A 12819-nucleotide genomic window follows, 5' to 3' on the forward strand; every position below is an offset into this window, starting at 1 on the left:
GCCCCCGCGCGCTCAGGGCGTTCCACCGCGCTCCCGCGGCAGCCGCTCACCGGCCTCGACGGCCGGCGCCAGCCGGTTCTCGCACGGCGGCAGCGGGCAGGTCGCCAGATCGGTGTACGCGCAGGGCAGGTTGACCGCCCGGTTGAAGTCGACGGTCACCCGGCCCGCCGCGTCCGGCGGCTCGATCGACAGCGAACGGTTCGCCGCGTACGTGCTCACCCCCGAGGTCGCGTCGGTGAACAGCACGAACAGCGCGCCCGGACGGCCGCCGTTGAACGCCGTGAGCCGGTGGGTGGCGCCGTCGAGGTCGAACGCGACCTGCCCCGGCGCCTCCAGCACATGCTCCAGCCCCTCCACCACCGCGCCGACCCGCACCGGGCGCGGCGCGTCGAACGGCAGGAAGCGGCCGGGCCGCGCCCAGGCCGGGTCGGGGGCGAAGACGGGGGTGCCGGTGAAGCCGGTACGCAGCGGGTTCGCCGGGTCGCGGGGGCGCAGCAGCGCCTGACCGCCGCGCCGGGCGACCTCGATGACGAGGTCGCCGGAGACGGGGAAGACGCTGCCGCCGTCCGCGAGGGCGTCGAACCGGTGCCGCCCGTGGACGGGCTCGCCGTCCACGGTGAGCGTCTCGCCGTCGGCGAGGGTGACCAGCACCGCGCCGTCGTCGTCGGTGGACCAGGCGCCGGGCGCGTCCTCGAACCGGGCCGGCTCGGGGGTCAGCCAGCGCATGCTGGTGATGGCCAGGAAGCCGTGCGGGGCGGCGAGGGACCGCTCGCGTTCGCGGTGCCAGGCCCGCCAGTCGCGGGCGAACGCCTCGGGGTCGGGGTGGGTCTCGGGAGGGCCGTCGGGGTGGCCCTCGGGGCGCGCGGGGGCCGGGGTCGGGTTCGGCACAGCGGGTCTCCGGTCGGGGGAGGGGATACGGGCGGGGTCCGGGGCCGCCGCCGGGGCGGCGTCAGGCCGGACAGGAGGCCGTGGTGACCCGCCCGAGGTCGATGTGCCGACGGGACGTCAGGACGGCTGCGCGCATGGCGACGAGCCTGGGCCGGAACGCCCCGGTTCGTCAAGGACGCCCGCCACACCCCCCGCCCCGGCCCCCGCGCCCGGGGCCGCTCCGACCGGGCGGTCGGGCGGGTGCCGTGATTGTTCCCATTCCGCGCGATTCCGAGGTAACGATTCCACGTCGGAAGGCTTAAGACGGTCTTCGGACGGGGACATAGAGCGACTGCCTCTCTACGATCCGGCAGTACACACGGGGAAGTTGATGAGCGTGCCGCCTCAAGTGCGGCTGCGCGCCCCCGTGATCGCCGTGGAGGGGACTTACATGATGTTTGCACGCAAGCGGGTCGCCGCCCGCCTTGCGGCTACCGCCGTCGCCACCGGGCTCGCCGCCGCCGGCGTGCTGGCCACCGCCGGCCCGGCCCTCGCCGACCAGACCCCGGGCAACGGTGGCGCCACCGCCACCCTGGACGGGCTCCGCGTCAGCGACAAGATCGACGTGACGAAGGACGGACGGACCAACACCTACAGCGGTGGTCTGTTCTACCTGAACGCGGACGACGGCGGCACCCTGAAGACGTACTGCATCGACTTCGGCACGCCCACCTCGCCGAAGGCCAAGTACAAGGAGACCGACTGGAACTCCTCGCGTCTGCACGACATCCCGGAGGAGGCCGCCAAGATCCACTGGATCCTGCAGAACTCCTACCCGGTCGTCGATGACCTCAACGCCCTGGCCGAGGCCGCCGGTGCGAACTCGCTGACCGACAAGCAGGCCGCCGCCGGTACCCAGGCCGCCATCTGGGAGCTGTCGGACGGCGTCGAGGCCACCCCGAAGGACGAGAACGCCGCCAAGCTCGCGGACTGGCTCGGCGAGAACGCCGAGGCCGTCGAGGAGCCGCGCGCCTCGCTGGGGCTGTCCCCGCAGGAGGTCACGGCCAAGCCGGGCGGGCTCTCCGACCCGATCACCGTGCACACCAGCGCCGACTCCGTGGTGATCTCCACCGACCCGGCCGCCGCCGCTGCCGGTGTCACCGTCGTCGACGCGAACGGTGAGACGGTCACCGAGTCCACCCCGGTCACCGACGGCACCGAGCTGTTCTTCTCCGTGCCCGAGGGCGCCGAGGACGGCTCCGCCTCGCTCACCGCCACCGCCACCTCCCCGGTGCCGGTCGGCCGCGTGCTCACCGGTATCGACGTCCGGACCCAGACCATGATCCTGGCCGGGTCCTCCGAGTCCTCGGTCACCTCCGGCGCGACCGTCCACTGGGCCAGCGAGGGCCCGAACCCGGCGATCACCGCCGAGGAGGTCTGCGTCGAGGGCGGCGTGCGGCTGAACGTCACCAACGACGGTGACCAGCCCTTCACCTTCGAGCTGGACGGCGAGTCCTACGAGATCGCCCCCGGCGCCGAGCAGCAGGTGGTCGTCCCGGTCGAGAACGGCCAGGCGTACGAGATCACCGTCGAGAACCTGGAGGGCAAGGAGCCCTGGGTCTTCACCGGTGTCCTGAACTGCGAGACCGCCGGTGAGGAGCCCATCGCCGAGCCCGAGCCCGAGACCCCGGCCGACAACGAGCCCACCCCGGACAGCACCGGTGGCAACGGCGGTCCCGACCTGGCCGAGACCGGCTCCAGCTCCAACCTCGGCATGATCGCCGGTGTCGCCGTGGGCCTGCTGGCCGTCGGCGGTGGCGCGGTGTTCTTCCTGCGCAAGCGGAGCGCCGGTTCCGCCGCTGAGTAAGCGGAACCGCTACGTACGGTGAACGCCGCCGTACGCGCGCACAGGGGCGGGTCCCGCGGGGGCCCGCCCCTTCCGCGTCCCGTGCCCCGGTCCGGTTTCCGCCCGGGGCATGCCATGCGGCAGGATGGACGCATCCACTCTTCCGCCCCTTCACTGATCTGCCGGACGGTTTCTGTTGGCTGAGTACATCTACACCATGCGCAAGGCGCGCAAGGCGCACGGCGACAAGGTGATCCTCGATGACGTCACCCTGAGCTTCTTGCCCGGGGCCAAGATCGGTGTCGTGGGCCCCAACGGCGCGGGTAAGTCCACCGTGCTGAAGATCATGGCCGGGCTGGAGCAGCCCTCCAACGGCGACGCCTTCCTCGCCCCGGGCTACACGGTGGGCATCCTGCTCCAGGAGCCGCCGCTGGACGAGTCCAAGACCGTGCTGGAGAACGTCCAGGACGGCGTGGCCGAGGTCAAGGGCCAGCTCGACCGGTTCAACGAGATCGCCGAGCTGATGGCGACCGACTACTCCGACGCGCTCATGGAGGAGATGGGCCAGCTTCAGGAGAAGCTGGACCACGCCAACGCCTGGGACCTGGACGCCCAGCTGGAGCAGGCCATGGACGCCCTGGGCTGCCCGCCCGGCGACTGGCAGGTCACCAACCTCTCCGGTGGCGAGAAGCGCCGGGTGGCGCTGTGCAAGCTGCTGCTGGAGCAGCCCGACCTGCTGCTGCTCGACGAGCCCACCAACCACCTGGACGCCGAGTCGGTGAACTGGCTGGAGCAGCACCTGGCGAAGTACCCGGGCACCGTGGTGGCCATCACCCACGACCGGTACTTCCTCGACAACGTCGCCCAGTGGATCTGCGAGGTCGACCGGGGCCGGCTGCACGGCTACGAGGGCAACTACTCCAAGTACCTGGAGACCAAGGCCACCCGGCTCAAGGTCGAGGGCCAGAAGGACGCCAAGCGCGCCAAGCGGCTCAAGGACGAGCTGGAGTGGGTCCGCTCCAACGCCAAGGGCCGGCAGGCCAAGTCCCGTGCCCGTCTCGCCCGTTACGAGGAGATGGCGGCGGAGGCCGAGAAGACCCGCAAGCTGGACTTCGAGGAGATCCAGATCCCGCCGGGGCCGCGGCTCGGCAACGTCGTCGTCGAGGTCAACGACCTGCACAAGTCGTTCGGCGACAAGGTGCTGGTGGACGGCCTCACCTTCACGCTGCCGCGCAACGGCATCGTCGGCGTGATCGGCCCCAACGGCGCGGGCAAGACCACCCTGTTCAAGATGATCATGGGTCTGGAGGAGCCGGACTCCGGGACCATCAAGACCGGCGAGACCGTCAAGGTCTCCTACGTCGACCAGTCGCGCGCCAACATCGACCCGAAGAAGACGCTGTGGGCGGTCGTCTCCGACGAACTCGACTACATCAACGTCGGCCAGGTCGAGATGCCCTCGCGCGCCTACGTCAGCGCCTTCGGCTTCAAGGGCCCCGACCAGCAGAAGCCGGCCGGTGTCCTCTCCGGCGGTGAGCGCAACCGGCTGAACCTGGCGCTCACCCTCAAGCAGGGCGGCAACCTGCTGCTCCTCGACGAGCCGACCAACGACCTCGACGTGGAGACCCTGTCCTCCCTGGAGAACGCGCTGCTGGACTTCCCCGGCTGCGCCGTGGTCGTCTCCCACGACCGCTGGTTCCTGGACCGCATCGCCACGCACATCCTGGCGTACGAGGGCGACTCCAAGTGGTTCTGGTTCGAGGGCAACTTCGAGGCCTACGAGAAGAACAAGGCCGAGCGGCTGGGCCCGGAGGCCTCCCGGCCGCACCGGGCCACCTACAAGAAGCTCACCCGGGGCTGAGGGGCGGAACGCCGTGCGGCATGTGTACGAGTGCCCCCTGCGCTGGTCGGACATGGACTCGTTCGGGCACGTCAACAACGTGATCTTCCTGCGGTATCTGGAAGAGGCCCGGATCGACTTCATGTTCCGGCTGGCGCGGCAGGCCGACTCCGGGGCGTTCACCGGGGGTTCGGTGGTCGCACGGCACGAGATCGACTATCTGCGCCCGCTGGTGCACCGGCACGCGCCGGTCTCCGTCGAGCTGTGGGTCGCCAAGCTCGGCGGCGCCTCGGTCACCGTGGCCTACGAGGTCAAGGACACGGAGCAGGTGTACGTGCGAGCCTCCACGGTCGTCGTGCCCTATGACCTCAAGGCGGGCCGGCCGCGCCGGATCACCGAGGAGGAACGCCGGTTCCTCGGGCACTACCAGGACGACGCGGCCGGCGGGAGCGGTGGCGCGTGATGATCTCGCTCGCCGAGCGGGGAGAGGCCGCCGATCTGGCGGCCCTCCTCGCCCGGCTGCTGCGCTGGGAGAAGGCCGCCGCCGCCCGGTTGCAGGCGGACGGCCCGGTGCTGGGCGTGTTCGCCCGGCCCGCCCGGTTCGGCGTGCTGGCGATCCGGCCGCTGCGGCTGGCCGAGCCCGTCCGGATCGATGTCACCGTCTCCGCCGGTGAACTGCTGGAGGGGATCGACGAGCGGGCCGGCACGGCCCGGGTCCCGGCGCCGGTGACCGGCCCGTCCTGGGCCGGGGTGCTGCCGCCGCGCGGCGGCTGGGAGCCGCTGGCCGAGCTGGAACACGGCGGGGTGCGCGGCGCGGCCGAGGCCGTGGTGGCGGAGTTCCGGGAGCGCACCGAGGCCCTGGCCGAGGGCGAGCGCACCCGGGAGGCGCTGGACGCGCTCGCCGAGGAGATCTGGAGCCGCCCGCTGCCCGGCACACCGCTGCCGCTGCGGGCGGTGCACGCGGCCAGGTCGCTGGGCTTCCTGCGCGCCGCCGCCCCGGCGGCGGTGCTGGCCCGGGGCGTGTGGCTGCGGCTGCGTACCCCGCTGGGGTCGATCGCGGTCCGCCGCCCCGGCAGCACCACCCCCGGGCTGACCGTCTCCCCGCGCTGACGCTCGTTCGGGTGACCGGCGGGCGTCGGGTTGACTTCGGTCCGGTGCGGGCCCTCCCACGGGCCCTCCGGAAAGACCTCCGGCGGGGCCCACGCAGGCTCCCGCCGGCCCGCCGCCGGGTCACATCTCGCGCGCGATGAACCGGATCAGCTGCCGCGACTCCACCGCGTCGAGCGCGATCCGCTCCGAAACTTCCAGCAGTTTCCGGTACTTCTCCAACTCGGACGCGTCGTGCAGGAAATCACCGCCGAAAGGCGTGTCCACCTCCACCGTGTCCAGCTCCGTCACCGGACCGTACGCATAGAGAAAAGACTGCCCGTGCCCGGGAATGTCCTCCCGGGAAAACGGAATCACCCGCAGTTCCACCGAAGGCCACTGCGCCACGTCCAGCAGCCACTCCAACTGCTCGCGCGCCGTCTCCCGGCCCCCGTACCGCATCCGCAGCGCGCCCTCGTGGATGATCGCCTGGCACGGCGGCGGGTTCTCCCCGCGCAGCAGCTCCCCGCGCCGCAGCCGCAGCGCCACCCGCGCCGACAGCAGCTCCTCGTCCGGCGGCGGCACCGAACCCGCCATCACCGCGCGCGCGTACCCGGGCGTCTGGAACACCCCCGGCACCAGCAGCATGTGCACCATCCGCAGCCGCGTCGCGCGATGCTCCAGCTCCGCCACGTCCACATTCCCCTGCGGCACCCGGCCCCGGAACGCGTCCCACCAGTTCCCGCCCCGGTGTTCCCTGGCCATCGCGCACAATTCCCCGATGAGCCGCTGATCCCCGCACCCGTAGAACTCGGCGAGCCTGCGGATCCGCGTTTCACTGATACCGCGCCGGCCGGATTCGATATTCGACATCTTCGCGCGATCCGTACCGATCCAGGCGGCCGCCTCGTGCGCCGCTTTTCCGGCCCGTTCCCGCAACTTCCGCAATTCCGCCCCGAGCCGCGCCTCACGTGCGCTCGGAAGATCCCTCGGCGGCATCTGCCTGCCCTCCTCATCCGCGACCGCCTCAGTCTGCCGCGCACGGTCGTCCCCGGTCTACTCTGCGTGAGTTCCCGCCCTCCGGAACGGGTCTGCGACCATGGGAGGGTGAACGAGATCCGACGCGGCACCCTGCCCACCGAGACCTTCTACGAGCGCGTCGGCGGCGAGGCCACCTTCCGGAAGCTGGTGAAGCGCTTCTACGAGGGCGTGGCCGACGATCCGCTGCTGCGGCCGATGTACCCCGAGGAGGACCTCGGGCCGGCCGAGGAGCGCTTCGCCCTCTTCCTCATGCAGTACTGGGGCGGCCCGCGCACCTACAGCGACCGGCGCGGTCACCCCCGGCTGCGGATGCGGCACGCCCCGTTCACGGTCGACCGCGCCGCGCACGACGCCTGGCTGCGGCACATGCGCGACGCCATCGACACGCTCGGCCTCGACCCGGAGGACGAAGCCGAGATGTGGCGCTACATGGTCTACGCGGCCGGCTCGATGATCAACACCCCCGGCTGAGCGGGGCGGGCCCCCCGCCCGCCCCGCCGTGTCAGGCGCTGTCCCAGCGGAACAGCTTCGCCGCGATCGCCGTGCACACCGCCGTGAAGAGCAGCAGCCCGCCCATCACCGGCAGCGCCGTGCCCCAGCCGTCGTCGCGGCTGAGAACGGCCATCAGCGCCTCGTTGAGGTGCTTGAGCGGCAGCACCTGGGCGATCGGCGTCAGCCAGGACGGCATGGCGTCCGTCGGGAAGAACGACCCCGACAGGAACGCCATCGGCATGATCGTCACCTGGAGGATGCCGTTGGCCGCCTCCTCGGTCTTCGCCACCGCCCCGATGATCAGGCCGATCGACATGAACGCCAGCGAGCCGCACAGCACCAGCGGGATCGACAGCCACCACGCCCCGCTCAACTGGAGCCCGTAGAACGGGATCACCGCGACGCCCAGGAACAGCGCCGTCTGCACCACGGCCAGCCCCAGCGTCACCCCCACCCGGCCCGCGACCACGGCCCACGGCCGGACCGGCGCCAGCCACAGCCGGCGCAGCAGCCGGGTCTTGCGCATGCTGACCAGGGTGAGCGCGGACAGGAACGCCCCGCCCATCGCCACCGCCCAGCCCAGCAGCCCCGGCGCCAGGAACTGGATCGGCTTGACCGAGTCGTCCTCGACCGTGTCCATCGCGATCGTGTACGTCGGCGGCTGGCCGGTCGCGGCCAGGTTCGCCGACTCCACCAGCGTCTGGACCACGCTGCGGACCGTGCCCGCCCGCACCCCGTCCGCCTCCGAGTAGCGCACCTCGATGGTGGTGCCGTCCTGCCAGATCGCCCCGGCCACATCGCCGTCGCGGACCTGCTTCAGCGCCTCGTCGAGATCGGCGGCGCGCCGCAGCTCCACCACCTCGTCCAGGTCGGCGCGGTACTCCGCCGGCAACTCCTCCAGCAGCTCGACGTCGCCGACCTGGGCGATCGGCGAGCGCGAGACCGAGGTGTCCTGGAAGAGCGCCCCGAACAGCAGCAGGAACATCAGCGGGAAGATCAGCATGAAGAACACGGCCGTGCGGTCCCGCACCAGGCCGAGCACCATGGTTCTGGAGAGGGGAACGAGCCCCCCGAGGCTGCGGCTCACTGGCGGAACTCCCGGCCGGTCAGCTGGAGGAACACGTCCTCCAGGGTCTTCACACCCAGCTCGGAGATCAGCTCGGCGGGCGGGCCGGTGCGCAGGATGCGGCCCGCGTCCATGATCGAGACGCGGTCGCACAGCACCTCGGCCTCGTCCAGATAGTGGGTCGTCAGCACCACGGTCCGGCCGGCGGCGTTGATCTCGCGCAGCAGATCCCACATGTTGCGGCGCGCCTGCGGATCGAGACCGGTGGTCGGCTCGTCCAGGAACACCAGCTCCGGATCGTGCACCAGGGCGCAGGCGATCGACAGCCGCTGGGCCTGGCCGCCCGACAGCTCCGTGTCGCTCACGTCGGCCTTCTCGGAGAGGCCGACCGACTCCAGCATGGCGTCGGCGCGTTCGCGCGGGACCTCGTACAGGTCCGCGAAGGTGTGGATCTGTTCGCGCGCGGTCAGCTTGTCGAAGAACGCGGTCGCCTGGAGCTGGACGCCGATCCGGCGCAGCAGGTCGTGGTTGCGCGGCCAGGAGGGCACACCGAACAGCTCGGCCGTGCCCTCGTCCGGGCGGCGCAGCCCCTCGACGATCTCCAGCGTGGTCGTCTTGCCCGCGCCGTTGGGCCCCAGAATGCCGTAGAACTCGCCGGACGCCACCTCGAAGGTGACCCCGTCGACCGCCTGCACATCCCCGTACTTCTTCCGCAGCCCGCTGACAGATATGGCGGGTTGGTCCACTGAGACTGCTCCTATCCCCTGTAGAGCGTGATGGTCGTCCAGGCACCGACGTGCACGCGGTCGCCCTCGCGCAGCGGTACCGGAACGAAGGGCTGGATCGGATCCTCCGACCCATTGACCGTGGTCCCGTTGGTGGAGTCCTGGTCGACCACCGCCCAGCTGCCGTCGGGCTGCTGGACGAGCACGGCGTGCTGGTGGGAGACCCCCGGGTCCTCGGACGGCTGCGACAGGTCGATGTCCGGGCTCTCGCCGGTGGACTGGCGGCGGCGGCCGACGGTGACCTGCGGCCCGCTCAGCGGCAGCTGGCGGGGCGGTGCGTACGGCGGCAGGCTCAGCTGCGCGGCCTCGGGGCCCGAGCGGCGCATCATCGCCTGGAAATAGTCGGGGTCGGGGCCGACGGTCACCATCCACGCGCCGCGCGGGGGGTAACCGTAGCCGCCGGGCGCCTGCTGCTGGGGCGGCTGCGCGGGCGGCGGGAGCACCCAATCGCCGGTCTGGCCGGGGGCGGGCGGCGGCTGGTGGCCGTGGCCGGTCCCGTAGGGGTGGGGCGGGCCCGGCGGCTGGTGGGCCGGCTGGTGCTGGGGCGGCGCGCCGGGTATCGGCGGGCCCTCGGCCCGTACCGGAGGTATGTAGGTGGTGGGGGAGTTGGTCAGGAAGTTGTACCGGCAGCCCTCGCAGAACGGCGCCTGCGCCTCACGGGGCGTACGGCACTGGGGACAGTGCTCGGCGGGCCGCGCGGGCTGCGGCGGCGGGCTGGCCGGATAGCCGGGCGGGCCGGGCGGCGGCGCCGGGGGCCCGGGCGGGCCCGGGTGCTGCTGGCCGAACGCGCCGGGCGGCGGGGGCATCGTGGCGGCGGGCGCGGGCGCCGGCATGCGGTACCCGCACACCTCGCACCAGTCCTCGGCCGCCGACTGGTGGCCGTTCGGGCACGTCGGCATGTTACTGCCTCCCCCTGCTTCCGCTGATTCTTCTCATGTCGACTACTTCTTTACCCGGACCGTCTTCGTCGACCTCGTCTCCAGGGTCATCTCGTCGGCCTCGGCGACTCTCGCTTTCAGCCGAACAGTACCGGTCGCCGCATCCTCCACGTCCACCACCTTTGCGAGCAGTTGTGAGGTCTGCTCGTGCCCCGAGACGTGCGCCAGCTGGACGGCACGGCCCAGCCGGGCGGCGGCACCGGCGGTGTCCCCGCGCTTGCGCAGGTCGATGCCCTGCCGGATGACGCGGGCCAGCTCCTCCTGCCCCGTGTAGTGGGCGACCTGCGGATGCAGCGCGGTGGCGGCCGCCGGATCGGCGGTCCACACGGCCCGCACCAGACCGGGCCGGGCACTGACGGTCACCCCGTCCGGGCCGACCAGGGACACCCGGGCGGCCAGCATCTCCTGGCCCACGCCGCACGGCGGCACCCGCACCCCGAGGTGGTAGTCACGGGACTCCTCGCCCCAGGAACCCGTCGGGTAGTCCCCCGCGCGCGGCGGCGCCTCGGCGCGGCGCCCGGTGAGATCGGCGACGGCGGGGGCCACCTGCTTCACGAACCGCACCGACGCGCCCAGCGGCGTCCACACCCGCAGGCTCACATCCCCGATGCCCTTGCCCATCACCGCCTCCATCATGGCGGTGAAGTCGGCGGCCAGGTCCTCCGGTTCGGCCACGATGTCGGCGCTGCCCAGGAGGGTCCCGGCGATCCCGGTGACCTCCCGCACCTCCCAGTCCGTGCCCACGCCACGCGCGTCACACGTGAAATGACCGGCGCAGTGGTCCAGGGCCGCGCGCAGCCGCTCCGGCTCCTCGTGCTCGTTGCGGCCGTCGGTGAGCAGCAGCCCGTGCCGGACGGCGGCGCCCGAGGTCGCCAGCAGCCGGTCGGCGAGCAGCAGCCAGCTGCTGATGGCGGTGCCGCCGTCCGCCGTCAGCCCGTCCAGCGCCCGGGCGGCCGCCGCCCGGGTGGCCGCGCCGGCGACCGCGAGCCGGCCCCCGCCCGGGTAGACCTCCCAGGCCCGGTGCGTGCCCGCCACCACGGCGAACGCGGTGCCGTCGCGCAGCGTGTCGAGGGCCGCCCCGGTGGCGCGGCGGGCCGCGTCCATCTTGGCGGACGGGTAGTTCATCGACCCGGAGCAGTCCACCATGATCACCACGGCGGCGTCCGAGGACCGGTCGCCGCCGGTCGCGTCGACCGTGACGATCGCGTGCACCTCGTCGGCGTCCCGGTGCAGATACTCGTTCTGGTAGACCTCGACGCCGAAGACCGGCCCCGTCCTCATCGCGCCACGTCCACCACCGGGAACGGGATGACCGCGACGGTGATGTTGTCGTGGCCCCCGGACTCCAGGGCGTGCCGCACCAGCTGCTGGGCGGTCGGCAGCGGCGTCTCCCGGGCCCCGGCGGGCACCAGCCGCGCCAACTGCTCGGCGGACTCGGCGTAGTTCCACAGGCCGTCCGTGCACACGATCACCACACCGGGCCGGTCCGGCTTGAACGACGCGGTGTGCGGCTCGACCTCGACCGCGTCCGCGCCGAGCCAGGCGGTGATGGCGTGCGCGCGGTGGTCCGCCATCGCCTCCGCCTCGCTGAGCAGCCCGGCCGCGACCATCTGGGCCGCCCACGAGTCGTCCTCGGTCAGCCGGGCCGGGGCGGCGCCGGGTTCGGCGGGAATCCAGTAGGCGCGGCTGTCACCGACCCAGCCCACCGTGAGGATGCCACCGGCGGTCACCGCGCTGACCAGCGTGCAGGCCGGGGCGTTCTGGCCGGGCTCGGCGGCGGAGTCCGCGAGATCGGCGACGGCGCGGGCGGCCGACAGGACGGCGTCGTGCATGGCCTGCTGACCGGACACGCCGCGCGGCAGCGAGACCAGCAGCGACTCCGCCGCCGCCTCCGAGGCGGCGGCGGACGCCTCGTGCGGCCGGGAGGAGGAGGACACGCCGTCGCAGACGACGGCGATCACCGCCGGCGAACCATCGGCGAGAGCCGTCGCCGAGACGGTGAACGAGTCCTCGTTGCGGTGGTGCCGCAACCCCAGATCGGTCACGGCGGCCACCCCGCCGAGCGCCCGCTCGACATGATCACGCTCCCCGGGCTGCGCCCGGCCGCAGTCCGAGCAGTAGCCGTCGGCGTCGACCCGGCCCTTCGCGCAGAGCGCGCACGCCACGGGATGCGTCTCGCGGCTCGGCGGCCGCGCGTCCCGTGTCCGCGGATCGGCGGCGGCCCGCGGATCGGCGGGGGCGGGCGCGGCGGAGGCGGAGACAGGGGCGGGGGAGGCGGGCCCGGAGGCAGAGGAAGCGGACGCGGACGCTGCCACGGAGGCGGCGGCGGTGGCCCGGGGATCCAGGGACGGCAGCCGTGGAGCCCGGGAAGGCTGCGACCCGGCGGACGCGGACGAGGACGGGGCAGCCGACGACGGTGGCTGCGGCCGGGTCGACGGCGCGGCCTGCGGCTGCGCCGCCCCGGCAGGTGGCTGGGGCTGCGGCGGCGGCAGGGTGAAGTCCGGCTCGGTGGCCGTGTACGACTCATCCCGGCCCGCACCGGCCGCCGGGGCGCCGGAGGAAGGCGCGTTCGGCGCCGCCGGAGCGGCGGACGCGGCGCCGCCGGGACCTCCCGCTGCCGGGGGCTGTTGCCGCGTACCGGCGGAGCCACCCGGCTGCCCGGACCGCCCCTCGTCGGCGGGTGCGGAGGGCTGCTCGGCTCGTGCGCCCCCGGCTGCGGACGCGGCGGCGCCGGACGGACGGTTCGCGGCGGGCGGCTGTGCCTTCGGGTTGCCGGGCTGGCCGCCCTGCGCTCCGGGCATGGCGGGCGCCGTGCCAGCGGCGGCCGGGGGATGCGCCGTTCGCGCATCGTCAGTCGC

The 12819-nt window shown here is 73.0% G+C and carries 12 protein-coding genes; 5 read left to right on the forward strand and 7 right to left on the reverse strand.

What is annotated here, in order from left to right; all coding sequences use genetic code 11:
* Nucleotides 1-12: 12 nt before the first annotated feature.
* Nucleotides 13-888 (reverse strand): DUF1684 domain-containing protein, encoded by an 876-nt coding sequence (locus ACFV5N_RS15915; RefSeq protein WP_385599462.1) that lies wholly within the window; start codon nucleotides 886-888, stop codon nucleotides 13-15.
* Nucleotides 889-1318: 430 nt separating this feature from the next.
* Between ACFV5N_RS15915 and ACFV5N_RS15920 the strand changes: the two genes are divergently transcribed.
* The 4 genes from ACFV5N_RS15920 (at nucleotide 1319) to ACFV5N_RS15935 (ending at nucleotide 5663) form a co-directional block, all read left to right on the forward strand.
* Nucleotides 1319-2734, forward strand: coding sequence for a Cys-Gln thioester bond-forming surface protein (locus ACFV5N_RS15920; protein ID WP_385599464.1), 1416 nt, complete (start codon nucleotides 1319-1321; stop codon nucleotides 2732-2734).
* Nucleotides 2735-2909: 175 nt separating this feature from the next.
* A complete protein-coding gene (ettA, locus tag ACFV5N_RS15925) occupies nucleotides 2910-4574 on the forward strand; it encodes an energy-dependent translational throttle protein EttA (protein WP_385599467.1) in 1665 nt (554 codons plus the stop codon).
* 13 nt (nucleotides 4575-4587) lie between these two features.
* On the forward strand, nucleotides 4588-5016 hold the full coding sequence (locus tag ACFV5N_RS15930) for an acyl-CoA thioesterase (protein ID WP_385599470.1): 429 nt from the start codon (nucleotides 4588-4590) through the stop codon (nucleotides 5014-5016).
* On the forward strand, nucleotides 5016-5663 hold the full coding sequence (locus ACFV5N_RS15935; RefSeq protein WP_385599491.1) for a hypothetical protein: 648 nt from the start codon (nucleotides 5016-5018) through the stop codon (nucleotides 5661-5663). Before ACFV5N_RS15930 ends, ACFV5N_RS15935 begins: the two co-directional genes overlap by 1 nt.
* A gap of 120 nt (nucleotides 5664-5783) precedes the next feature.
* Here ACFV5N_RS15935 and ACFV5N_RS15940 read toward each other — a convergent pair whose 3' ends face one another.
* Entirely contained in the window at nucleotides 5784-6638 is an 855-nt protein-coding gene (locus ACFV5N_RS15940; protein WP_385599473.1) for a helix-turn-helix domain-containing protein, read from the reverse strand.
* Between the two features lie 108 nt (nucleotides 6639-6746).
* Here ACFV5N_RS15940 and ACFV5N_RS15945 point away from each other — a divergent pair, with 108 nt between their 5' ends.
* Nucleotides 6747-7151: a globin gene (locus ACFV5N_RS15945; protein ID WP_019432799.1), complete on the forward strand. Its 405-nt coding sequence runs from the start codon at nucleotides 6747-6749 to the stop codon at nucleotides 7149-7151.
* A gap of 31 nt (nucleotides 7152-7182) precedes the next feature.
* Here the strand turns inward: ACFV5N_RS15945 and ACFV5N_RS15950 are convergent, their stop codons facing one another.
* Genes ACFV5N_RS15950 through ACFV5N_RS15970 form a run of 5 tightly spaced genes read right to left on the reverse strand, consistent with a single transcriptional unit; the run spans nucleotide 7183 to nucleotide 12126 of the window.
* Nucleotides 7183-8259: an ABC transporter permease gene (locus ACFV5N_RS15950; RefSeq protein ID WP_385599476.1), complete on the reverse strand. Its 1077-nt coding sequence runs from the start codon at nucleotides 8257-8259 to the stop codon at nucleotides 7183-7185.
* The gene (locus tag ACFV5N_RS15955) at nucleotides 8256-8984 is read right to left on the reverse strand and encodes an ABC transporter ATP-binding protein (RefSeq protein WP_385599479.1); all 729 of its coding nucleotides are present in this window, start codon (nucleotides 8982-8984) and stop codon (nucleotides 8256-8258) included. The genes ACFV5N_RS15950 and ACFV5N_RS15955 overlap by 4 nt, the downstream gene beginning before the upstream one ends.
* An 11-nt stretch (nucleotides 8985-8995) precedes the next feature.
* Nucleotides 8996-9922, reverse strand: coding sequence for an FHA domain-containing protein (locus ACFV5N_RS15960; protein ID WP_385599482.1), 927 nt, complete (start codon nucleotides 9920-9922; stop codon nucleotides 8996-8998).
* A gap of 42 nt (nucleotides 9923-9964) precedes the next feature.
* Nucleotides 9965-11242 carry a hypothetical protein gene (locus ACFV5N_RS15965; protein WP_385599485.1) on the reverse strand — a complete coding sequence of 426 codons (1278 nt, stop codon included), beginning with the start codon at nucleotides 11240-11242 and terminating at the stop codon, nucleotides 9965-9967.
* On the reverse strand, nucleotides 11239-12126 hold the full coding sequence (locus ACFV5N_RS15970; RefSeq protein WP_385599488.1) for a PP2C family protein-serine/threonine phosphatase: 888 nt from the start codon (nucleotides 12124-12126) through the stop codon (nucleotides 11239-11241). Before ACFV5N_RS15970 ends, ACFV5N_RS15965 begins: the two co-directional genes overlap by 4 nt.
* Between the last annotated feature and the right edge of the window lie 693 nt (nucleotides 12127-12819).

This window comes from Streptomyces sp. NPDC059853, assembly GCF_042731495.1.
GTDB lineage: Bacteria > Actinomycetota > Actinomycetes > Streptomycetales > Streptomycetaceae > Streptomyces.